At 70.3% G+C, this 20,499-nt stretch carries 19 protein-coding genes; 12 read left to right on the top strand and 7 right to left on the bottom strand.

Features of this window, described 5'->3' with window-relative positions; translation table 11 throughout:
• Window positions 1-86 precede the first annotated feature (86 nt).
• From ACZ5U5_RS08845 to ACZ5U5_RS08830, 4 genes are read left to right on the top strand one after another with little or no spacing between them, the layout of a single operon-like run.
• Window positions 87-1,130, top strand: coding sequence for a PhoH family protein (locus ACZ5U5_RS08845; protein WP_469018241.1), 1,044 nt, complete (start codon window positions 87-89; stop codon window positions 1,128-1,130).
• Window positions 1,131-1,143: 13 nt separating this feature from the next.
• Window positions 1,144-1,641, top strand: a complete 498-nt coding sequence (ybeY, locus tag ACZ5U5_RS08840) for an rRNA maturation RNase YbeY (RefSeq protein ID WP_365817103.1) — start codon at window positions 1,144-1,146, stop codon at window positions 1,639-1,641.
• 4 nt (window positions 1,642-1,645) lie between these two features.
• Window positions 1,646-2,947 (top strand): hemolysin family protein, encoded by a 1,302-nt coding sequence (locus ACZ5U5_RS08835; protein WP_469018237.1) that lies wholly within the window; start codon window positions 1,646-1,648, stop codon window positions 2,945-2,947.
• On the top strand, window positions 2,944-3,300 hold the full coding sequence (locus ACZ5U5_RS08830) for an MmcQ/YjbR family DNA-binding protein (RefSeq protein WP_469018235.1): 357 nt from the start codon (window positions 2,944-2,946) through the stop codon (window positions 3,298-3,300). Before ACZ5U5_RS08835 ends, ACZ5U5_RS08830 begins: the two co-directional genes overlap by 4 nt.
• Here the strand turns inward: ACZ5U5_RS08830 and ACZ5U5_RS08825 are convergent.
• Window positions 3,297-4,736 (bottom strand): MFS transporter, encoded by a 1,440-nt coding sequence (locus ACZ5U5_RS08825; RefSeq protein WP_469018232.1) that lies wholly within the window; start codon window positions 4,734-4,736, stop codon window positions 3,297-3,299. The genes ACZ5U5_RS08830 and ACZ5U5_RS08825 overlap by 4 nt on opposite strands.
• Window positions 4,737-4,822: 86 nt before the next feature.
• Here ACZ5U5_RS08825 and ACZ5U5_RS08820 point away from each other — a divergent pair, with 86 nt between their 5' ends.
• The gene (locus ACZ5U5_RS08820) at window positions 4,823-5,731 is read left to right on the top strand and encodes a helix-turn-helix transcriptional regulator (RefSeq protein ID WP_469018230.1); all 909 of its coding nucleotides are present in this window, start codon (window positions 4,823-4,825) and stop codon (window positions 5,729-5,731) included.
• Window positions 5,732-5,774: 43 nt separating this feature from the next.
• Entirely contained in the window at window positions 5,775-6,140 is a 366-nt protein-coding gene (locus ACZ5U5_RS08815; RefSeq protein WP_469018227.1) for a cytidine deaminase, read from the top strand.
• Between the two features lie 202 nt (window positions 6,141-6,342).
• On the opposite strand, the gene ACZ5U5_RS08810 is transcribed toward ACZ5U5_RS08815, so the two are convergent.
• Both ACZ5U5_RS08810 and ACZ5U5_RS08805 read right to left on the bottom strand, forming a co-directional pair.
• Window positions 6,343-6,681: a P-II family nitrogen regulator gene (locus ACZ5U5_RS08810; protein WP_469018224.1), complete on the bottom strand. Its 339-nt coding sequence runs from the start codon at window positions 6,679-6,681 to the stop codon at window positions 6,343-6,345.
• On the bottom strand, window positions 6,678-7,988 hold the full coding sequence (locus ACZ5U5_RS08805; protein ID WP_469018221.1) for an ammonium transporter: 1,311 nt from the start codon (window positions 7,986-7,988) through the stop codon (window positions 6,678-6,680). The genes ACZ5U5_RS08810 and ACZ5U5_RS08805 overlap by 4 nt, the downstream gene beginning before the upstream one ends.
• A 191-nt stretch (window positions 7,989-8,179) precedes the next feature.
• Here ACZ5U5_RS08805 and era point away from each other — a divergent pair, with 191 nt between their 5' ends.
• The gene (gene era / locus ACZ5U5_RS08800) at window positions 8,180-9,139 is read left to right on the top strand and encodes a GTPase Era (RefSeq protein WP_363208624.1); all 960 of its coding nucleotides are present in this window, start codon (window positions 8,180-8,182) and stop codon (window positions 9,137-9,139) included.
• Between the two features lie 18 nt (window positions 9,140-9,157).
• Here the strand turns inward: era and ACZ5U5_RS08795 are convergent, their stop codons facing one another.
• The 4 genes from ACZ5U5_RS08795 to ACZ5U5_RS08780 all read right to left on the bottom strand — a co-directional run bounded on the left by ACZ5U5_RS08795 (window position 9,158) and on the right by ACZ5U5_RS08780 (window position 13,226).
• Window positions 9,158-10,429 carry an MFS transporter gene (locus ACZ5U5_RS08795; protein ID WP_469018217.1) on the bottom strand — a complete coding sequence of 424 codons (1,272 nt, stop codon included), beginning with the start codon at window positions 10,427-10,429 and terminating at the stop codon, window positions 9,158-9,160.
• Window positions 10,393-11,772 carry a GH1 family beta-glucosidase gene (locus tag ACZ5U5_RS08790; RefSeq protein WP_469018215.1) on the bottom strand — a complete coding sequence of 460 codons (1,380 nt, stop codon included), beginning with the start codon at window positions 11,770-11,772 and terminating at the stop codon, window positions 10,393-10,395. Before ACZ5U5_RS08790 ends, ACZ5U5_RS08795 begins: the two co-directional genes overlap by 37 nt.
• Window positions 11,773-11,863: 91 nt before the next feature.
• On the bottom strand, window positions 11,864-12,130 hold the full coding sequence (locus ACZ5U5_RS08785) for a protealysin inhibitor emfourin (RefSeq protein ID WP_469018212.1): 267 nt from the start codon (window positions 12,128-12,130) through the stop codon (window positions 11,864-11,866).
• A 25-nt stretch (window positions 12,131-12,155) separates the two neighbouring features.
• A complete protein-coding gene (locus ACZ5U5_RS08780) occupies window positions 12,156-13,226 on the bottom strand; it encodes a M4 family metallopeptidase (protein WP_469018210.1) in 1,071 nt (356 codons plus the stop codon).
• A gap of 298 nt (window positions 13,227-13,524) precedes the next feature.
• On the opposite strand from ACZ5U5_RS08780, the gene leuA reads away from it, so the two are divergent.
• The 5 genes from leuA to ACZ5U5_RS08755 all read left to right on the top strand — a co-directional run bounded on the left by leuA (window position 13,525) and on the right by ACZ5U5_RS08755 (window position 20,384).
• Complete coding sequence (gene leuA, locus ACZ5U5_RS08775; protein WP_469018207.1) at window positions 13,525-15,252, top strand: 2-isopropylmalate synthase; 1,728 nt, start codon at window positions 13,525-13,527, stop codon at window positions 15,250-15,252.
• Between the two features lie 150 nt (window positions 15,253-15,402).
• Window positions 15,403-16,137, top strand: a complete 735-nt coding sequence (locus ACZ5U5_RS08770; RefSeq protein WP_469018205.1) for a tellurite resistance TerB family protein — start codon at window positions 15,403-15,405, stop codon at window positions 16,135-16,137.
• A 181-nt stretch (window positions 16,138-16,318) separates the two neighbouring features.
• Entirely contained in the window at window positions 16,319-18,406 is a 2,088-nt protein-coding gene (locus ACZ5U5_RS08765) for an MMPL family transporter (RefSeq protein WP_469018202.1), read from the top strand.
• Between the two features lie 65 nt (window positions 18,407-18,471).
• Window positions 18,472-19,710 (top strand): sensor histidine kinase, encoded by a 1,239-nt coding sequence (locus tag ACZ5U5_RS08760; RefSeq protein WP_469018200.1) that lies wholly within the window; start codon window positions 18,472-18,474, stop codon window positions 19,708-19,710.
• Window positions 19,707-20,384, top strand: coding sequence for a response regulator (locus ACZ5U5_RS08755; RefSeq protein ID WP_469018198.1), 678 nt, complete (start codon window positions 19,707-19,709; stop codon window positions 20,382-20,384). The genes ACZ5U5_RS08760 and ACZ5U5_RS08755 overlap by 4 nt, the downstream gene beginning before the upstream one ends.
• The last annotated feature ends 115 nt before the right edge of the window (window positions 20,385-20,499 follow it).

Here is a 20,499-nt window from a genome sequence, read left to right as displayed (position 1 = left end):
GGTGCGTCGTACTCTTGGCAGTGCAAGGCTGTCGAGCGGCCACCAAGCCCCGCATGAGGAGGATGAGCAGGCCTAAGTGCCGGCCCATGACTCAGACACCCACAGCTCGTACCCCTGCCCAGGGCCAGTCGCGAGCACACTTCACCGTCCCGGCCAACCACCCGATGGTGACGGTGCTCGGTTCCGGAGACGCCCTGTTGCGCGTGATCGAGAAGGCCTTCCCGGCGGCCGACATCCATGTCCGGGGCAACGAGATCAGCGCTGTCGGTGAGGCCCATGAAGTCACCCTCATCCAGCGCCTTTTCGACGAGATGATGCTGGTGCTCCGCACCGGTCAGCCGATGACGGAGGACGCAGTGGAACGCTCGATCGCCATGCTCAGGGCGGACGAGGCAGGAGAGGGCGACGGCCAGGAGACCCCGGCCGAGGTCCTCACGCAGAACATCCTCTCGTCCCGAGGCCGCACGATCCGCCCCAAGACGCTCAACCAGAAGCGTTACGTCGACGCCATCGACAAGAACACCATCGTCTTCGGCATCGGCCCCGCGGGCACCGGCAAGACCTACCTCGCCATGGCCAAGGCCGTGCAGGCCCTGCAGGCCAAGCAGGTCAACCGCATCATCCTGACCCGCCCCGCCGTCGAGGCCGGTGAGCGCCTCGGCTTCCTGCCGGGCACGCTCTACGAGAAGATCGACCCGTACCTGCGCCCGCTGTACGACGCGCTGCACGACATGCTCGACCCGGACTCGATCCCGCGCCTGATGGCGGCGGGAACGATCGAGGTCGCGCCGCTGGCGTATATGCGTGGCCGCACCTTGAATGACGCGTTCATCATTCTCGACGAGGCGCAGAACACCAGCGTCGAGCAGATGAAGATGTTCCTCACCCGCCTCGGCTTCGAGTCGAAGATCGTGATCACGGGCGACGTCACGCAGGTCGACCTGCCGAACGGCACGAAGTCGGGTCTGCGCCAGGTCCAGGACATCCTGGAGGGCATCGACGACGTGCACTTCTCGCGGCTCACGTCCCACGACGTCGTACGGCACAAGCTCGTCGGCCGTATCGTCGACGCGTACGAGAAGTACGACGACAGCCAGCAGAGTCAGCAGAACAAGAAACACGGGAAGTAGCGGAAGCCGCACCATGTCGATCGACGTCAACAACGAATCCGGGACCGAGGTCGACGAGCAGGCGATCCTCGACATCGCCCGCTACGCCCTCGCGCGGATGCGCATCCACCCGCTCTCCGAGCTCTCGGTGATCGTCGTGGACGAGGACGCCATGGAGCAGCTCCACATCCAGTGGATGGACCTGCCGGGCCCGACGGACGTCATGTCCTTCCCCATGGACGAACTGCGCCCGCCGGCCAAGGACGAGGAGGAGCCCCCGCAGGGCCTCCTCGGCGACATCGTGCTCTGCCCCGAGGTCGCCACCAAGCAGGGCAAGGAAGCGCCGACGGAGCACTCCATGGACGAGGAGCTGCAGCTGCTCACCGTCCACGGGGTGCTGCACCTGCTGGGGTACGACCACGAGGAGCCGGACGAGAAGGCCGAGATGTTCGGCCTTCAGGCGGCCATCGTCGACGGCTGGCGCGGGGAGAACGGCCTGACGGGCCCCTCTCCGGCGCCCACGGTCTCGTAGGCCCATGAGTTTTCAGCTGATCGCGGGCGCCGTCGCCCTGGTCGTCGTCGCCTGGCTCGCGGCCTGTGCCGAGGCGGGCATCGCCCGCACCTCCAGCTTCCGTGCGGAGGAGGCGGTCCGCTCCGGGCGGCGCGGCAGCGGCAAGCTCGCCCAGGTCGCCGCCGACCCCACCCGCTACCTGAACGTGGCGCTGCTCGTGCGCGTGGCGTGCGAGATGGCGGCGGCGTCCCTGGTGACGTACGCCTGCCTGAACGAATTCCCCGAGACCTGGGAGGCGCTCGCCATCGCCATCGCGGTGATGGTCCTCGTCTCGTACGTGGCCGTGGGGGTCTCGCCGCGCACCATCGGCCGCCAGCACCCGCTCAACACCGCGACCGCCGCCGCGTACGTCCTGCTGCCGCTGGCCCGCATCATGGGCCCGATCCCGCCGCTCCTGATCCTCATCGGCAACGCCCTCACGCCCGGCAAGGGCTTCCGGCGCGGCCCGTTCGCCTCCGAGGCCGAGCTGCGCGCGATGGTCGACCTCGCCGAGAAGGAATCCCTCATCGAGGACGACGAGCGCCGCATGGTGCACTCCGTCTTCGAGCTCGGCGACACCCTCGTACGCGAAGTCATGGTGCCCCGGACGGACTTGGTCGCCATCGAGCGCTTCAAGACCATCCGCCAGGCGCTCACCCTCGCGCTGCGGTCCGGTTTCTCGCGTATCCCCGTGACCGGGGAGAGCGAGGACGACGTCGTCGGCATGGTCTATCTCAAGGACCTGGCCCGCAAGACGCACATCAACCGCGACAGCGAGTCGGACCTGGTGTCGACGGCCATGCGCCCGGCGACGTTCGTGCCCGACACGAAGAACGCGGGCGACCTGCTTCGGGAGATGCAGCAGGAGCGCAATCACGTCGCCGTCGTCATCGACGAGTACGGCGGCACGGCCGGCATCGTCACCATCGAGGACATCCTCGAGGAGATCGTCGGCGAGATCACCGACGAGTACGACCGTGAGCTGCCGCCGGTCGAGGAACTCGACGACGGCTGCTACCGCGTCACCGCGCGCCTCGACATCGGCGACCTCGGCGAGCTCTTCGGGCTCGACGAGTTCGACGACGAGGACGTCGAGACGGTCGGCGGTCTGCTCGCCAAGGCGCTCGGCCGGGTGCCGATCGCCGACGCGTCCGCACTCGTGCCGTTGCCGGACGGCCGTGAGCTGCGGCTCACCGCGGAATCCGCGGCCGGGCGGCGGAACAAGATCGTGACGGTGCTCGTGGAGCCGCTCGCGCCCGCGGGCGCGGAGAAGGAGACCTCGGGGTGACACCGCAGGAGCTGCGCACGTTCTGCCTGTCGTTCAACGACGCGGTGGAGGAGTTCCCGTTCAGCCCCGAGATCTCGGTGTTCAAGGTCGCGGGCAAGATGTTCGCGCTGAGTTTCCTGGACGCCGAGCCGCTGACCGTGAACCTGAAGTGCGAGCCCGACATGGCGGTCCAGCTGCGGGAAGCCCACCCGGAGATCGTGCCGGGGTGGCACATGAACAAGCGGCACTGGAACACCGTGACGGTGGACGCGAAGCTCCCGGACCAGCAGGTCCGGGAGCTCGTCGAGGACTCGTACGACCTGGTGGTGGCCGGGCTCCCGAAGGCTGTGCGACTGCGTCTCGACCGCCCCTAGGCGTTACGCCGGACCCGCAGGCCCGTCGCCACCAGGGCCGCCGTCACCAGCAGGACCGCCGCGTCGATCAGGAGCACCGTGCGCGTTCCCGCCAGGAGATCCGTGCTCGTGGTGGCGAGGACACCCAGGAGCGGGATGCCGATCGTGATGCCCACCTGCTGGGTGGACGTCACCAGGCCCGTGGCCAGGCCCTGCTCCTCGTCCGGGACACCCGAGGTGACGGTCACGCCGTACGAGATGATCGCGCCCAGGTGGAACATGCTCGCCACCGAGACGCCCGCCGTGGCGAGCCACACCGACCAGGTGCCCTCGTCCATGCCGAGCAGCGTCGCGATGAACAGGCCCTGGCCGAGCAGCGAGACGACGAGGACACGCCGGGCCCCGAAGCGGCTGATGACCTTGGGCGCGTAGATCCCGGCGACCACCGAGAGCACACCCTGCACGCCGAAGACCAGACCTGTCCGGAAGGCGGAGAGCTCCAACACCTCCTGCAGATACAGGGTGAGGGCGAAGATGACCGCCGACATCATCGAGAAGGTGACGAGCCCGCCCAGGTTGCCCCACGCCACCGTCCGCCGCCGCAGCATGGGGAGGGAGACGAGCGGGGACTCGGCGCGCGACTCGACGTAACCGAAGGCCGCGAGGAGCAGCACACCGGCGGTCAGCGTGACGATGACGTCCGCACCGCCGAAGCCGCGCTCGGCGGCCGTGGAGAGCGCGTAGATCAGGGCGAGCAGGCCGCCGGTGACGGTGACCGCGCCCGGGATGTCGAGGCGGGGGCGGTCCGGGGTGCGGGACTCGGGCAGCAGGCCCGGTGCCAGCGGCAGCACGATCAGCACGAAGAGGGTCAGCAGGCCCATCGTGGAGCGCCAGCCGAGCGTGTCGGTGAGTACGCCGCCGAGGACCATGCCGATCGTGAAGCCGAGCGAGAGCAGCGTGCCGGATATCCCGAGCGCCCGGTCCCGCTGCGGACCCTCGGGGAAGGTCGTCGTCAGCAGGGACATGCCGGTCGGCACGATGGCCGCCGCGCCCACGCCCTGCAGCGCGCGCCCGGCGAGGAAGGACGCCGGGTCCCAGGCGAAGGTGGCAAGGAGCGAGGCGAGGCCGAAGAGCGCGAGGCCGCCGACGAACAGCTTGCGGCGGCCGAACAGGTCGCCGGTGCGGCCGAAGAGGAGCAGGAAGCCGCCGGAGGGGAGGGCGAACGCGGTCACCGCCCACTGCAGCGCGGACTGGCTCATGCCCAGGTCGGCGCCGAGCACGGGCAGCGCCACGTTCAGCACGGAGAAGTCGAGCGCGACCATGAACTGGGCGGCGCAGAGCACGAAGAGGACGAGTCTGTCGCGGGAGGAGAGCTTGGGTGCGCCGGTCTTGGACCGGGGCCGCGGCGCGGGGGCCGTGGCCTTCGTGGACGGGGGAGTGGTGGTGTCGATCGCCATGGCAATGAGCTTCGGGCGTCCGGAATACCCGTGGGGAGCGGGAACTTATGCTGGTGGTCGCAACACCAGGCAAGGGGGAGCCGCGGATGGCAGGGACGAGTGAGGCGGCCGCAGTGCGGCCCCAGGACGAGGCCAAGGCACGGCGGCTCGGCGAGCTGCGCGAGTTCCTGATGAGCCGCCGCGCCCGGGTCAGCCCCGCGGAGGCCGGCCTCCCGGACGGCGGCGCGCGGCGGCGTACGCCGGGGCTTCGCCGCGAGGAGGTCGCCGTGCTCGCCGGGGTCGGCGCGTCCTGGTACCAGTGGCTGGAGCAGGGCCGCGACATCTCGGTGTCGCCGCAGGTCCTGGACTCCGTGGGACGCGTCCTGAAGCTGTCGAGCACCGAGCGGCGGCATCTCTATGTGCTGGCCGGGCTGAATCCGCCCGCGCCCGAGGTCGAACAGGCCGACCGGGACATGTGTGCGGGGTTGCAGCGGCTCATCGACACGTGGATGCCGTACCCGGCACACATCATGGACCGCTACTACAACTGCGTCCTCTACAACGACGCCGCCGGGATGGTCTTCGGGATGCGTCCCGAGATCACCCAGAACTGCATCGTGGACTTCTTCACCGATCCCATCTACCGCTCCCGGAGCGTGAGTTGGCGGACGAACGCGGAGACCGTCGTCGCGCAGTTCCGTGCCTCGTGCTCGGAGACCCCGCACGACGAGGGGTTCCAGGCGGTCCTCGCCGAGCTGCGGGAGACGGCGGGCGAGGAGTTCACCGAGCTGTGGGAGCGGCGGGACGTGCGGCCCGCGGGGCAGGTGCACAAGGAGCTCACGCATCCGCTGGTGGGGGCGTTGCACGTCGAGTCGACGGCCCTGCGGGTGCCGGCTCGGCCCGACCTGACGATCGTGCTGCACACGCCGTTGCCGGAGGCGGAGACCGCGGCGAAGCTGGAGTGGCTGGCTTCGCCGGAGGGGCGGCGGGGGTCGATGTACCCGGTGGCCGGGTGAGCCCCTGTTCTTCGTCCTCCGTTGTCCTCCGTATGCTCGGATCATGACCGAGAGTGCTGCGTCGCCTGTCGTGCTTGACGCTGAGGACCGGAAGATCGTTACGTTGGCTCGTTCGGCGCGGGCGCGGAATGGGGTGGCCGAGGGGGCCGCTGTGCGGGACGAGACGGGGCGGACGTATGTCGCCGGGACCGTTTCTCTTCCCTCGCTGTCACTTTCCGCCTTGCGTACCGCCGTTGCGATGGCTGTCGCCTCCGGGGCGGAGTCCCTTGAGGCGGCGGCGGTTGTCTCCTCCTCCGAGGCGCTGTCCCCCGAGGATCTCTCCGCTGTGCGGGACCTTGGCGGGGCCGGTACGCCGGTGTTCCTGGCGGGGGCTGATGGGGAGGTCCGGGTGCGGGCCCAGGCGAACTGATTCGTTCCCCGACCCCGCCCCTTCCCGAAAACCCGCTCTGGCGCGGGGGCCTTGGTTGCCGTCAATCACCGGCTCCGCCGAGTTCGTCCTCAAACGCCGGACGGGCTGGAAAGGGCCAGCTCCGGGGTAATCGGGTGGGTGGGCGGGAAACAGCCCCTCCGGCGTTTGAGGAGCGGGGTCTGGGGCGGAGCCCCAGGGGGGGTTACACCGCGTCCGGGCCCCGTTCCCCCGTGCGGACCCGGACCACCGTTTCCACCGGTACCGCCCACACCTTCCCGTCACCGATCTTGCCCGTGGACGCCGCGCGGACGATTCCGTCGATCACTGGGTCGAGGTCCGCGTCGTCGACCACGACCTCGATACGCACCTTCGGGACCAGGTCCACCTGGTACTCCGCGCCCCGGTACACCTCCGTGTGCCCCCGCTGGCGCCCGTACCCGCTCGCCTCCGTGACGGTGAGGCCCTGGACGCCCAGTTCCTGGAGCGCGGTCTTCACCTCGTCCAGGCGGAACGGCTTGATGACCGCGGTAACGAGCTTCATCGGACGGTGCTCCCCCTCATCGGGCTGACCAGGACGCCGTGATCGTAGGCCGTCTCCGCGTGGTGCGTCTGGTCGAGGCCCGTCTGTTCGTCCTCCGCCGACGCCCTGAAGCCCATGAGCTTGTCGATCGCCTTGCCGATGCCGTACGTCACCGAGAACGTGTACGCCGCCACCGCGAGCACCGCCACCGTCTGCTTGCCCAACTGGCCGAGCCCGCCCCCGTAGAAGAGGCCCTCGGCGCCCTCCGTCATCGTGGCCGTCGCGAACAGGCCGATCAGGAGCGTGCCGACCACGCCGCCGACCAGGTGGACGCCCACCACGTCGAGCGAGTCGTCGTAGTCGAAGCGGAACTTCCACGCCACGGCGTACGAGCAGACCACCCCGGCCGCGAGACCGACCACCGCGGCGCCGAGCACCCCGACGACCCCGCACGCGGGCGTGATGGCGACCAGGCCGGCCACCGCGCCCGACGCCGCGCCGAAGGTCGTGGGGTGGCCGTCGCGTCGCTGCTCCACGAAGAGCCAGCCGAGCAGGCCCGTGCACCCGGCCAGGAGGGTGTTCAGGAGGGAAGCCGCCGCGAGGCCGTTCGCGCCGAGCGCCGAGCCGCCGTTGAAGCCGAGCCAGCCGAACCAGAGCAGGCCCGCGCCCATCAGCACCATCGGCAGGTTGTGCGGACGCATCGCGTCCTTCTTGAAGCCGATGCGCGGGCCGATGACCAGGACCAGCGCGAGACCGGACGCGCCGGAGGCGATCTCGACGACCAGGCCGCCCGCGAAGTCAAGGGCGCCGAGGGACGAGGAGATCCAGCCGTCCGGACCCCACACCCAGTGCGCCACGGGAACGTATACGAGCAGCGCCCAGAGCGGCACGAAGACCAGCCACGCCGCGAACTTCGTGCGGTCCGCGATCGCACCGCTGATCAGGGCGGTGGTGAGGATCGCGAAAGTGAGCTGGAAGGTGGTGAAGAGGAGGGTGGGGACCGTGCCCGTGAGCGTGCTCGGGCCGATGCCCGCCATGCCGAGGTGGTCGAGGCCTCCGATCAGGCCCCCGAACGCGTCCTCGCCGAACGCGAGCGAGTAGCCGGCGAGCAGCCACACCACCGTGACCAGGGCGATCGAGACGAAGGACATCAGGAGCATGTTGAGGACGCTCTTCGTGCGGACCATGCCGCCGTAGAACAGCGCGAGGCCCGGTGTCATCAGGAGGACCAGGGCTGTGGCCGCGAGCAGCCAGGCGGTGTCGCCGGTGTCGGGACCCTTGGCCGCGGCCAGGGTGGTGAGGGAGTGCGCGGACTGCACGGACTGCACGGGGAATCTCTCCTCCGGGTGGGGGCAGAGGGAGAGCGTCACCGCCCCGCGTTTCGGAACGGGCACCCGGGCGTTTCCGCCGTGTTTCGTGTTGCGCGAGGGTTTCCGGAGGCTCACGGACGGCCCGAAGGTGCCCGATCGGCGGCCCGAGGGCGCCTCGGGGTGCTGCGGGCCTCCGGCGATCAGGGAGAATGGGCGCCATGAGCGTTCGTACCGAGTCATCCGAGCCGTCCGAGGCCACCCATCGCGCCGGCTTCGCCTGCTTCGTCGGCCGCCCCAACGCGGGCAAGTCCACCCTTACGAATGCTCTGGTCGGCCAGAAGGTGGCGATCACCGCGAACCAGCCGCAGACCACGCGGCACACGGTCCGCGGCATCGTGCACCGGCCCGACGCCCAGCTGATCCTGGTGGACACCCCCGGGCTCCACAAGCCGCGCACGCTGCTCGGCGAGCGGCTCAACGACGTCGTGCGGACCACGTGGGCCGAGGTCGACGTCATCGGCTTCTGTCTGCCCGCGAACGAGAAGCTCGGCCCCGGTGACCGGTTCATCGCCAAGGAACTGGCCGGCATCAAGAAGACGCCGAAGATCGCGGTCGTGACGAAGACCGACCTCGTCGACAGCAAGACCCTCGCCGAGCAGCTCATCGCCATCGACCAGCTCGGCAAGGAGCTCGGCTTCGAGTGGGCGCAGATCGTGCCGGTCTCGGCGGTCGGCGACAAGCAGGTCCAGCTGCTCGCCGACCTGATCGTCCCGATGCTCCCCAAGAGCCCGCCGCTCTACCCCGAGGGCGACCTCACGGACGAGCCCGAGCAGGTCATGGTCGCCGAGCTGATCCGCGAGGCCGCGCTCGAAGGCGTGCGGGACGAGCTGCCGCACTCCATCGCCGTCGTGGTGGAGGAGATGCTGCCGCGCCAGGACCGCCCCGCGGACAAGCCGATGCTCGACATCCACGCGAACGTCTACATCGAGCGCCCCAGCCAGAAGGGCATCATCATCGGCCCGAAGGGCAAGCGCCTCAAGGAGGTCGGGATCAAGTCCCGCCAGCAGATCGAGGCCCTGCTGGGTACGCCGGTCTTCTTGGACCTGCACGTGAAGGTGGCCAAGGACTGGCAGCGCGACCCCAAGCAGTTGCGCAAGCTTGGCTTCTGAGGTCAGCCCCACCCCTGCTTACTCCACGCCCCTGATCCGCGTCACGAGCAGCGCCCCCGCAAGGCCGATCGCGGCCGCCACCAGGTACAGCACCCGGTAGCCGCCCAGGTGTGTCACGAGCGGGGCCGCGAGGGCGGGGGCCGCCACCTGAGGCAGGGAGTTGGCGATGTTGATGACGCCCATGTCCTTGCCGCGGTCCATGGCCTTCGGCAGGACGTCCGTCATCAGGGCGAAGTCCACCGACGTGAAGACGCCGAAGCCCACCCCGAGCACCGCCGCCGCGACGATCGCGCCCGGCCAGGTCTGCCAGCCGGACAGCAGGGCCGTCGCCACCGCCATCAGGACGCCGGACCAGAGCACGAACGGCTTGCGGCGGCCCACGCGGTCCGACCAGACGCCGCCCACGACCACCGTCGCGAGCAGCGTCACGCCGTTCACCGCCGTGAGGATCAGTACGCCTTCGTCCGGGTCGGAGTAGTGCAGGCGGTCCCGCAGGTAGTAGAGGAGATAGAGCAGGACCAGGGCGTTGCTGAGGTTGATCAGGAAGCGGGTCAGCCAGGCCCACCCCAGGTCCGGGTAGCGGCGCGGGCTCAGCCAGAAAGCGCGGGCGAACGACCGCCACGCGAACGGCGGCCTGTCTCGCGGCGCGAGGCGTGGGTCCCGGTGGCGCAGGACGTACGGCAGCACGCCCACCAGCGTGAACACCGCGCACGCCGCGTACCCCGCGCCCACACCCCCGGCAGCCGTCGCGAGGCCCGTCCCCACGACCACGCCCAGGATCTGCGCCGCCCCCAGCCAGCCGCCCACCGCGCCCCGCTGGAGCCGCGGCACCCTGTCCGGCACGGCCGCCGTGACCGCGGCGAACGCGGCGTTCAGGGTGAGCTGGACCAGGCACCAGCCCGCCGCCATCCACCACACGGACCCGGCGGCCGAGAGCAGCAGGAGCGCCGCCGCGCCGCCCGCCGTGCCCGCCACGATCCACGGCGTACGCCTGCCCCAGCGGGACGCCGTCCGGTCCGAGAGAGCGCCGAACAGCGGGTTCGAGGCGAGGGACACCACGGCGCCCACGCCCGCGACCCACGCCAGGACCGTCTCCTTGGAGGTACCGGCCGGGGCGAGATCCTCCGCCTGCACGGCGAGCAGGATCTGCAGCGGGCCGTACCAGCCCACCCAGATCGCGCCGTTGGCGAGCGACAGGGATGCGGTCCAGCTACGGCCGACCCGGTCGACCGGCTCCCGCAGCGCGTCGGCCGTCATGGCCGTTGGGCCCGCAGCGCCTCGCGCAGCCATGCGTACGACGCCTTCGGGGTGCGCTCAAGGGTCGCGTGGTCGACGTGGACGAGACCGAAGCGCTGCCGGTAGCCCTCCGCCCACTCGAAGTTGTCCATCAGGGACCAGACGAAGTAGCCGCGTACGTCCACTCCCTCCTCCAACGCCCGGTGCAGCGCCCGCAGATGGCCGTCGAGGTAATCGATCCGGCGTTGGTCGTCGATGCCCTCGTACGAGCAGCCGTTCTCGGTGATCACCAGCGGGGGGAGGCGGTCGCCGTACCGGTCGCGGAAGCCGGTGAGCAGTTCGGTCAGCGACTCCGGGACCACCGGCCAGCCGAAGTCCGTCACCGGGCGGCCCTCGATCTGCCGTGGTGAGAAGGGGAGTTCGGGCGGGAGCGTGACGCCGGCGAACTCCGTGGACGTCGTGGCCGTGGCCGGGAGCGGGGCGCCCACCTTCGTCGGCTGGTAGAAGTTGATCCCGTACCAGTCGATCGGCTCCGCGATCACCTTCAGGTCGGCTTCGATGTCGCAGTCGCCCGGCATCAACTCCCCGACGCCGTCCGGGTATCGGCCCAGGATGAGCGGGTCCGCGAACAGGCGGTTGAGGAGCACGTCGTAGAAGTCCGCCGCCTCCGTGTCCTCGGCCGAGGGTGACGCCGGCCAGGTGGGGCCGTGTGAGTTGGCGATGCCGATGTCCGTGACGCCTGCCGCGCGCAGCGCCCGTACGGCGAGACCGTGGGCGAGGAGTTGGTGGTGCGCCACCGGCAACGCGTCGAACATGAGCTGCTGTCCGGGCGCGTGCTGGCCGAGCGCGTGCCCGAGGAGGGTGTGTTCGGCGGGTTCGTTCAGGGTGATCCACTTCTTGGCGCGGTCGCCGACGCGCGCTGCCACCACGGCCGCGTACTCGGCGAACCGCTCGGCCGTGTCCCGCCGCAGCCAGCCGCCCTCGTCGGCGAGCGTGAGCGGGGTGTCCCAGTGGAAGAGCGTGGGGACGGGGCTGACGCCCGCCGCGCACAGCTCGTCGACAAGGCGGTCGTAGAAGTCCAGGCCCGCGACGCTCACCTCGCCCGTCCCGCCCGGCAGTACGCGCGGCCACGACACCGAGAAGCGGTAGGCGTCCGCGCCCAACTCTCGGATGAGCGCGACGTCTTCGCGGTAGCGGTGGTAGTGGTCGCAGGCGACGGCGGCCGTCGTGCCGTCCTTGACCCGGCCAGGTATCGCCGTGAACGCGTCCCAGACCGAGGGGCCGCGTTCGTCGACGGCGCCCTCGATCTGGTGAGCCGAAGTGGACACCCCCCACACGAAGTCGCGGGGGAACTGAGGGAGTGGTTCGCGCGCATGGTCCGCATGGGTCGCTGCCATGGCCGCGATCTTCCGTACGGCCGCGTACGGAAGTCAATGGGCGTACCTCAGAAAACGTGAACACTTCTCACGTCTTGCGAGTTCCCCTTATCTACGAGCCCTCCTTGAGGACGCGCGTGATCAGCTTGCGCTGTGGATCGGTCAGGCGGGGATCCGAGCAGTACACCGTGTGTCCGTCCACGGTGAGCTGGTAGCTGAAGCCGTCCGGCACCCCTATTGGTGGCGTGTTCCGGCCCTCTGCCACGGCCTCCTCGGCCAGGGCCTGCCACTCGTGGGCATCGGGCAGTCCCGAGGTCTCGACCTCGGCGTGCCGCTCGATGCCCGCGAATCCTCCCGTGCGCTTCACCTGGATACGCATGGAACCTGTCTACTCCATGGGACGGTCAGTTGGTAGGAACCCCGACCTGGGACCACGCCTTCACCACGGCGCCGTGCTCCTCGCCCTCGCCGTACTTGTCGCGCGCCGCGGCCACGGTCAGCTTCGCGAAGTCCGCGAAGGACGCGTCCTGGGCCAGCTCGCCGCCGGTCAGGACGGCGTACCAGATCTGTCCGGCCCGCTCCCACGCGTTGCCGCCGAGCGCCTCGGCCAGCAGGTAGAAGGCGTGGTTGGGGATGCCGGAGTTGATGTGCACGCCGCCGTTGTCGCGGCCGGTGCGGACGTAGTGGTCCATGTCGGCGGGCTGCGGGTCCTTGCCGAGCACATCGTCGTCGTACGCCGTGCCCGGGGCCTTCATGGAGCGCAGCGCCGTGCCCGTGACGCGCGGGGCGAGCAGCCCGGCGCCGATCAGCCAGTCGGCCTCGGAGGCGGTCTGGCCGAGCGTGTACTGCTTGATCAGCGAGCCGAAGACGTCCGCGAAGGACTCGTTGAGCGCGCCCGGCTGGCCGAAGTACGTGAGGTTGGCCGTGTACTGGACGACGCCGTGCGTCAGCTCGTGGCCGATGACGTCCACGGGGATGGTGAAGTCGAGGAAGATCTCGCCGTCACCGTCGCCGAACACCATCTGCTCGCCGTTCCAGAAGGCGTTCCCGTAGTCCTCGCCGTAGTGCACGGTCGCGTTCAGCGGCAGGCCGCTGCCGTCGATGGAGTTTCGCTGGTACGACTTCAGGAACAGCTCGAAGGTCGCGCCGAGGCCCGCGTACGCGCGGTTGACGGTCGCGTCCTTGCCGGGCTTGTCGCCCTCGCCGCGGACCTTGCGGCCCGGCAGCTCGGTCTTGTGCTTCGCGTCGTGGATCGTGCGGTGCGGTTTGCTCTCCGCCGCTTCCTTGGGCAGCGAGACGGCCGGGGCGCCGATGACCGTGGTCAGACGGCGGTGGGTGCGCTCGATCGAGTCGCGCTCAAGGGTGCGGCGAGCGGGACCGGCGAGAGTGGCGTCGTCACTCCGGGCAAGAGTGTCGAGCACGTGAGGAGGGATGATGGTGCAGAAGACAGGCTCGAAGCCTGGGTTGGCGGTCATGGCGTGCAATGTGGCACTGGGTCATGCCGCTGTCACTACCTGCAACCATGATTAGTGAAATAGAGGTATTGATCACCTCTTACCCGTTACCTGATGGCGATCCCGCATACTGATACGCACCCGCGCACACAGCGCGGCTCGGCTAGGCTGCGGAGCATCATGCGTTACGGGCTGCTTCTCCTTAGCTGCCGCGGCGAGGGCCTGTAGTCGAGGCCGACCCCCTCCCCGCGGAGTTCGGTGTTGCTCGCGAAGCGACCGTCGGCCGTCCTTAAGGACACTCCCGAGGAGCCCCCGCATCATGGCGATCAAGCCCAATCTGCAGCGCGCCACTTCCATGCCGATCCACAAGTACGGGCAGTACGACCAGGTCGACATCCCCGACCGCACGTGGCCCGACAACCGGATCACGGTCGCTCCCCGCTGGCTCTCCACGGACCTGCGTGACGGCAACCAAGCGCTGATCGACCCCATGTCGCCCGCGCGCAAGCGCGAGATGTTCGACCTGCTGGTCCGCATGGGCTACAAGGAGATCGAGGTCGGCTTCCCCTCGTCGGGCCAGACCGACTTCGACTTCGTGCGGTCGATCATCGAGGACGGCGCGATCCCGGACGACGTCACCATCTCCGTGCTGACGCAGGCCCGCGAAGAGCTGATCTCCCGCACCGTCGAGTCGCTGGTCGGCGCCAAGCGCGCCACCGTCCACCTCTACAACGCGACCGCGCCCGTCTGGCGCGAGGTCGTCTTCCGTGGCTCGAAGGACGCGGTCAAGCAGATCGCCGTCGACGGCACGCGCCTGGTCATGGAGTACGCGGAGAAGCTGCTGGGCCCCGAGACCGTCTTCGGCTACCAGTACAGCCCCGAGATCTTCACCGACACCGAGCTGGACTTCGCCCTGGAGGTCTGCGAGGCCGTCTGTGACGTGTGGCAGCCCGAAGAGGGCCGCGAGATCATCCTGAACCTGCCCGCCACGGTGGAGCGTTCGACGCCCTCCACGCACGCGGACCGCTTTGAGTGGATGTCCCGCAACCTGACCCGCCGCGAGCACGTCTGCCTGTCCGTCCACCCGCACAACGACCGCGGCACCGCCGTCGCCGCCGCCGAACTGGCCATCATGGCCGGCGCCGACCGCATCGAGGGCTGCCTGTTCGGGCAGGGCGAGCGCACCGGCAACGTCGACCTGGTCACGCTGGGCATGAACCTGTTCTCGCAGGGCGTCGACCCGCAGATCGACTTCTCCGACATCGACGAGATCCGCCGCACCGCCGAGTACTGCAACCAGATGGAGGTCCACCCGCGCCACCCGTACGCAGGTGACCTCGTCTACACCGCCTTCTCCGGCTCCCACCAGGACGCCATCAAGAAGGGCTTCGAGGCGATGGGTATCCGCGCCGAGAAGCAGGGCAAGACGGTCGACGAGATCGAGTGGGCCGTCCCGTACCTGCCCATCGACCCCAAGGACGTCGGCCGTTCGTACGAGGCCGTCATCCGCGTCAACTCGCAGTCCGGCAAGGGCGGCATCGCCTACGTCCTGCAGAACGACCACAGCCTGGACCTGCCGCGCCGCATGCAGGTCGAGTTCTCCAAGATCATCCAGACGAAGACGGACAGCGAGGGCGGCGAGGTCACGCCGGACGCGATCTGGAGCATCTTCCAGGACGAGTACCTGCCCAACCCCGCCAACCCGTGGGGCCGCATCCAGGTCAAGAACGGCCAGACCACCACGGACAAGGACGGCACGGACACCCTCACCGTCGAGGCGACGGTCGACGGCTCCGACACCGTCCTGACCGGCACCGGCAACGGTCCGATCTCGGCCTTCTTCCACGCGCTGCAGGGCATCGGCATCGACGTACGCCTCCTGGACTACCAGGAGCACACGATGAGCGAGGGCGCCTCCGCGCAGGCCGCCTCGTACATCGAATGCGCCATCGGTGACAAGGTCCTGTGGGGCATCGGCATCGACGCCAACACGACGCGTGCGTCGCTGAAGGCCGCGGTCTCCGCGGTGAACCGCGCCGCACGCTGACACCTTCCGGCCGCCGGACAGGCCGAAAATGAGCCTGTCCGGCGATCGTCTACCGGCCATCTCTCGCCCAGGGTGCTGACGCCACATCAACAATGTGGCTAACATCACGCCCAACGCGGCAATGTTGCCGGGGCGTTACGGAGGTGTGCGGTGCTGCCAGATCGGGGACGAAACGGCCGGGAATCCCGCATTTTCGCCACGCCCGTTTCCCGCGGGCGGGTCCTGCGCAGGCGCGTGGTCGGCGTGCACACGGCCTGGACCACCGTCGGGGACGGCGAGTTCTTCTGCCCCGGCTGCGGCGGCGACCGCAACTACCAGCGCCGCACGGGCCGGCGCCGCTTCGTCCTGCTCGGTGTGCCGGTCCTGCCCCGCGGCGCGGCGGGTCCCATCGTCGAGTGCGCCGCCTGCGGCGACCACTTCGGCACGGACGTTCTCGGCCATCCCACCACCACGCGCCTCTCGGCCATGGTGCGCGACGCCGTGCACACCGTCGTCCTCGCCATCCTCGCCGCGGGCGGCACCTCCTCGCGCACGACGCTCGACGCGGCCGTCGGCGCGCTGCGCGGAGCGGGCTTCGACGACTGCCGCGAGGAACAGCTCGTCGCCCTCGTCGACGCGCTCGCCGCGGACACCGGCCGCGCGACCGTCCCGGACTGCGGGCCCGGTCTGGCCATAGAACTCCACGAGGCGCTCGGCCCGTTGGCCCCGCACCTGGCCCCGGCCGGACGCGAGGCGCTGCTGCTCCAGGGCGCGCGGATCGCCCTCGCCGACGGCCCGTACACCCCCGCCGAGCGCGAAGTGCTCGCCACGGCGGGCGGCGCGCTGACCATCGGCGCGGACGAGGTGACGCGGCTGATGGTGGCGGCGCGGACGACGCACTTCTGATCTCAGGGGCGACCTCGGGGGTCACCTCAGGGGTGTAGGGGCGCTACTCCCCAGGGAGTACTGCGAAGCGGATGTCTCCCACCGCCGTACTCCCCAACTCGCCCTCGCGCCCGACGGAACGCGCGGGCCCCTCCGGAAGGGTTGGCACCGAACTTGCCGACCTGCCGGAAGGAGGCCCGTCATGCGGGCCGAACAGACCACCGCACGACGGCGACGAGCCGTGCCCTGGGTGTTCCTCGGACTGTGGATAGCCGTGCTCGCGCTCGCCGGGCCCTTCGCGTCGAAGCTCTCCGACGCCCAGCAGGACCGCGTCGTCGACTATCTGCCCGCGAGCGCCGACTCCACCGAAGTGGCCAAGATCCAGGACCAGTTGCCCGGCGGCAAGTCCACCGAGCTGGTGCTCGTCTACCACCGCGACGGCGGCCTGACCGCCGCCGACCGCGAGACGGCGGCCGCCCAGGTCGCCGAGATCGGCCGGGCCCACGAGCTGACGTCCGACCCCCGCGCCGTACCGTCCAAGGACGGCACCACGCTGATGTACCCCGTGGCGAGCACCGAGCCCGGCCAGGACGAGGAGGCCAGGGACGCCCTCGTCGACGACATACGCGAAGTCGCCGACGGCAAAGGCGGGTTGAGCGTCGACGTGGGCGGGCCGGGCGCACTCGACACCGACGCGGGCAAGGTCTACGACTCCCTCGGCGGACCGCTGCTCTACACCACCGCCGGAGTCGTCGCGCTGCTCCTCATCCTCATCTACCGCAGCCCGTTCCTGTGGCTCGTGCCGCTCGCCGTGGCGGGCGTCGCGGACTACCTCGCGATGGGCGTCGCGTACGGACTGCACGAAGGCTTCGGGACATCCATCAGCGGCCAGAGCAGCGGTGTGATGACGATCCTCGTCTTCGGGGCGGGCACCGACTACGCGCTGCTCATCGTCTCCCGCTACCGCGAGGAGCTGCGCAGGATCGAGCGGCCCTACGACGCGATGGTCGCCGCCCTGAAGGGATGCGGTCCCGCCGTGCTCGCCTCGTCGGGGACGGTCGCCGCCGGGCTGCTCTGCCTGCTCGCCGCCGACCTCAACAGCAGCCGCGGCATGGGACCGCTCGGCACGGTCGGCGTGCTGTGCGCGCTCGCCGCGATGCTGACGCTGCTGCCCGCGATCCTGGTCCTCCTCGGACGACGCGTGTTCTGGCCGCTCGTGCCCGCCTTCGGCAGCGAGCCCAAACAGCGCCGCAGTCTCTTCTCCCTGATGGGCAGTTCGGCGGGCCGCAGGCCCCGCACCGTGCTCGCGGCCGGCGCCGTGCTGCTCGGCGTGCTCGCCCTGGGGGTGCTGAACCTGCCGGGCGCGCTGAAACAGGAGGACTCCTTCACCAAGACGCCCGACTCCGTCACCGCGATGGAGACCCTCGCCAAGGCCTACCCCGAACGCGGCACCCGGCCCATCACCGTGCTGACGCCCGAGGACCGCGTCACCGCCGCCCTCGCCGACATCAAGGGCATGAAGGGCGTGGACAGCGCCGAGAAGGGACGCACCGCGGAGGGCTGGACGGAGATCTCCGTGACCGCGAAGGCCCCGCCCGAGTCGGCGGGCGAGACCGCGACGATCAAGGCGCTGCGGGCCGACCTGGACGGCTCGTACGTGGGCGGGCCGAGCGCCCAGCAGCTCGACCTCAAGGACACCAACTCCCGCGACCGGCTCGTCATCGTGCCCCTGGTGCTCGCGGCCGTCCTGCTGATCCTGGTGGCGCTCCTGCGCTCCCTCGTCGCGCCTTTGCTGCTCCTCGCGGCGGTGGTCGCGGTGTGGGGCGCGTCGCTGGGCATCGCGGGCCTGGTCTTCGAGCCGCTCCTGGGCTTCGAGGGCACCGACCCGGGGCTCGGGCTGCTGTCCTTCGTCTTCCTCGTCGCCCTGGGCGTCGACTACGGCATCTTCCTGATGCACCGCATGCGGGAGGAATCCCTCGCCGGAGCCGAACCGGGGGCCGCCGCGCTCACCGCGCTGCGCACGACGGGCGGCGTCATCGCCTCGGCGGGGCTCGTGCTCGCCGCGACGTTCGCGGTACTCACCAACATGCCGCTGGTGCAGCTGGTAGAGCTCGGCTTCGTGATCGCGGTCGGCGTGCTGCTCGACACGTTCCTGGTGCGGACGTACCTGGTGACGAGCGCGAGCGTGGCCCTTGGACGGAAGGTGTGGTGGCCGGGCAAGCTGTCGCGACCCGCGGCCGCCACCGGCCCGGCCCCGGAGGTCGAGCCCCAACGGGTCCCCGCACCCTGACAGTTGATCACTTCAGGACGCCCCTCCTGTGCCGGAGGGGCGTCCTCGTACGGGAGGATGCAGCGGTGGGGAGAGAACCGCAGGTTCAGGTCCGCCCGGGTCCGTCGGGGCCGCGTGGTGTGCTGCCCTTCACCGGAGCCGTGCCCGGCACCTCGCGTGCCGTGCGGGACGACGCGGTGTTCGCGGCGGCGCTCGCGGTGCTGTCCGCCGTGCTCGCCGCGTTCGTCGAGGACGGCCGACGGCCCGACCTCCTCGGGTGGAGCCTGCTGCTGTGCGCGCACGTGCCGCTGGTGTGGCGGCGCATCCGTCCGCTGCTCGTGCTGCTTGCCGTGCTCGCCTTCGTCGCTCCTTACCACGGCATCGACTACACGCACACGGCTGCGGTCCCGGTGGGCATGGTCGCGCTCTACACGGTCGCCGTGTCCGGGCGCCCGCGCCGCGCCGTGCTGACGGGCCTCCTCGTCGTGGGCGCCATGGTGAGCGTCAACGCGGTCCAGCCCCCGCACCAGGTGGCCGAGGTGCTCAGGATTTCCGGCTGGGTCGTCGCCGTGCTGCTGCTCGGCGTGTACGTGCGCATCCACCGCCAGTACGTCACCTCCGTACTGGAGCGCGCCGAGCGGGCCGAGCGCACGCGGGAGGAGGAGGCGCGGCGGCGGGTCGCCGAGGAGCGGCTGCGGGTCGCCCGCGATCTGCACGATCTGCTCGCGCACAGCATCACCCTGGTCGGCGTGCAGACCTCCGTCGCGGCACATGTCCTCGCCGCCGATCCGGAGCGCCTTGACCGGGCGGCGGTGGCGAAGGCCCTGGACGACATCGCCGACACGTGCCGCTCGGCGCGAGGTGAACTCCGGGCCACACTTGAGGTGTTGAGGGAGACGACGGGTACCGCGGAGGAGTCGCGGGGCCCGCTGCCCGGCCTTGACGGCCTCGCCGACCTCGCGGAGGCGGCGCGTACGTCCGGGGCCGAGGTCGATCTGGCGGTACGGGAGGCCGAGGCGCCGCCCGCCGTGGGCGCGGCGGCCTACCGCATCGTGCAGGAGGCGTTGACCAACGCGGTGCGGCACGGCGGGCCTGGGCTCACCATCCGGGTGGGGATACGCACGGAGGGGGCGGAGCTGCGGGTGACGGTCACGGACGACGGGCGAGCCGCCGACGACCCCTCGCACACCCCCGGGTTCGGCCTCGTGGGGATGCGGGAGCGGGCCCGGAGCGTGGGCGGCACCCTGGAGGCGGGGCCCCGGTCCGAGGGCGGTTTCATGGTGTCGGCCGTACTGCCGCTGGTGCCTGTGGGAGGGCTTCGATGACGATCCGTGTGCTGCTCGCCGACGATCAGACGCTGGTACGGGCGGCCTTCGCGATGCTGGTCGAGTCCGCTCCGGACATGGAGGTGGTGGGGCAGGCGGGGACGGGGCGGGCGGCGGTCGACCTCGCCCGCTCGGAGCGGGCCGATCTCATCGTCATGGACATCCGGATGCCGGACCTGAACGGGATCGAGGCGACGCGGCTGCTCGCGCGGGACGAGGATCTGGCCGGGGTGAAGGTGCTGATGCTGACCACTTACGACACGGATGAGCATGTCGTGGAGGCGTTGCGGGCCGGGGCCTCGGGGTTTCTGGTGAAGGACACGAAGCCGGCGGAGCTGTTGGATGCGATTCGGGTGGTGGCTGCGGGGGAGTCCCTGCTTTCGCCGGGCCCGACTTCTCGGCTTATTGCGAGGGTGCTGCGGGCGCCGGAGCCTGCGGCTGCCGGGGCCGGGGGTCCCGACGGGCTTTCGGAGCGGGAGCTGCAAGTGCTTTCGCTGGTGGCTCGGGGGCTGAACAACACGGAGATCGCTGACGTGTTGGGATTGAGCCCCTTGACGGCGAAGACTCACGTCAGCCGGATCATGGGGAAGCTGGAGGCGAGGGATCGGGCGCAGCTGGTGATTGTTGCGTACGAGTCGGGGTTGGTGCGGCCGGGGGTGGAGGGGGCTGGGTAGGGCGATCCCTGCGGGGCTTTCCCCGACCCCACCCCTTCCCGAAACTGGGGCTCCGCCCCAGACCCCGCTCCTCAAACGCCGGAGGGGCTGAAAATTCAGCTCCTCCGGCGTTGGG

The organism is Streptomyces sp. NPDC033177, from assembly GCF_055577715.1.
This window is presented reverse-complemented; position numbering and strand designations above follow the sequence as displayed.

Excerpts from the sequence above, each read along its gene's own strand:
- ACZ5U5_RS08845 (WP_469018241.1), top strand. The coding sequence starts at position 87 with ATGACTCAGACACCCACAGCTCGTACCCCTGCCCAGGGCCAGTCGCGA.
- ybeY (WP_365817103.1), top strand. The coding sequence starts at position 1,144 with ATGTCGATCGACGTCAACAACGAATCCGGGACCGAGGTCGACGAGCAG.
- ACZ5U5_RS08835 (WP_469018237.1), top strand. The coding sequence starts at position 1,646 with ATGAGTTTTCAGCTGATCGCGGGCGCCGTCGCCCTGGTCGTCGTCGCC.
- ACZ5U5_RS08825 (WP_469018232.1), bottom strand. The coding sequence starts at position 4,736 with ATGGCGATCGACACCACCACTCCCCCGTCCACGAAGGCCACGGCCCCC.
- ACZ5U5_RS08820 (WP_469018230.1), top strand. The coding sequence starts at position 4,823 with ATGGCAGGGACGAGTGAGGCGGCCGCAGTGCGGCCCCAGGACGAGGCC.
- ACZ5U5_RS08815 (WP_469018227.1), top strand. The coding sequence starts at position 5,775 with ATGACCGAGAGTGCTGCGTCGCCTGTCGTGCTTGACGCTGAGGACCGG.
- ACZ5U5_RS08810 (WP_469018224.1), bottom strand. The coding sequence starts at position 6,681 with ATGAAGCTCGTTACCGCGGTCATCAAGCCGTTCCGCCTGGACGAGGTG.
- era (WP_363208624.1), top strand. The coding sequence starts at position 8,180 with ATGGGCGCCATGAGCGTTCGTACCGAGTCATCCGAGCCGTCCGAGGCC.
- ACZ5U5_RS08795 (WP_469018217.1), bottom strand. The coding sequence starts at position 10,429 with ATGGCTGCGCGAGGCGCTGCGGGCCCAACGGCCATGACGGCCGACGCG.
- ACZ5U5_RS08790 (WP_469018215.1), bottom strand. The coding sequence starts at position 11,772 with ATGGCAGCGACCCATGCGGACCATGCGCGCGAACCACTCCCTCAGTTC.
- ACZ5U5_RS08785 (WP_469018212.1), bottom strand. The coding sequence starts at position 12,130 with ATGCGTATCCAGGTGAAGCGCACGGGAGGATTCGCGGGCATCGAGCGG.
- ACZ5U5_RS08780 (WP_469018210.1), bottom strand. The coding sequence starts at position 13,226 with ATGACCGCCAACCCAGGCTTCGAGCCTGTCTTCTGCACCATCATCCCT.
- leuA (WP_469018207.1), top strand. The coding sequence starts at position 13,525 with ATGGCGATCAAGCCCAATCTGCAGCGCGCCACTTCCATGCCGATCCAC.
- ACZ5U5_RS08765 (WP_469018202.1), top strand. The coding sequence starts at position 16,319 with ATGCGGGCCGAACAGACCACCGCACGACGGCGACGAGCCGTGCCCTGG.
- ACZ5U5_RS08755 (WP_469018198.1), top strand. The coding sequence starts at position 19,707 with ATGACGATCCGTGTGCTGCTCGCCGACGATCAGACGCTGGTACGGGCG.